This window comes from Anoxybacillus sp. ST4 (genome assembly GCF_019448545.1).
In the GTDB taxonomy this organism is placed as follows: Bacteria; Bacillota; Bacilli; order Bacillales; family Anoxybacillaceae; genus Anoxybacillus; species Anoxybacillus pushchinoensis.
The window spans coordinates 1-470 of the sequence record NZ_JAHZOE010000074.1 but is presented as its reverse complement, the minus strand read 5'-3'; the positions used below and the strand labels follow the sequence as shown (position 1 = coordinate 470).

The 470-nt window shown below is 29.6% G+C and carries 1 protein-coding gene; it reads right to left on the bottom strand.

What is annotated here, in order from left to right; translation table 11 throughout:
• Positions 1-470, bottom strand: a 470-nt coding sequence (locus K1I44_RS15055) for a hypothetical protein (protein ID WP_219986632.1), incomplete at both ends; no start/stop codon positions are given.

Genomic DNA, 470 nt, shown 5'->3' with positions numbered 1-470 from the left:
ATGTTTAGTCGTACTACTTTCTTTTTCTTTGATTTCAGGTATAACAGTATTTTGAGTCACAGTGGAAGTTGACTTACTTGGAGTTTCTGAAGTTGAACTCGTTTTTGGCAACAATACATCAACCTGGCTATCATTTAATTTGGCTGTTAATCGCTCAAAGTTTTTCAAAAGTTCTTTAGAGATTGAGAAATTGACTTTCACTTCGCTTGTATTTAGTGAATTAAGGTCTATTGTCAATCTATTTTCGTCAGCAGTATAAGATGCTGTTGACTTTTGTCTGTTAGCCTCATTTGGTTCATTAATTTTAATTGATTTATCTAATTCAATAATAGTTGTTTTACTTTTCAATATTGACTGATTAATCTTGAGACTTAAATCAAATGTCATTAAATCAGCATTACTTTCGGATTCATCTATTTTAAATTGACTTAATATTATATCCGAATCATTTGTTTCTTCATTTATTGCTC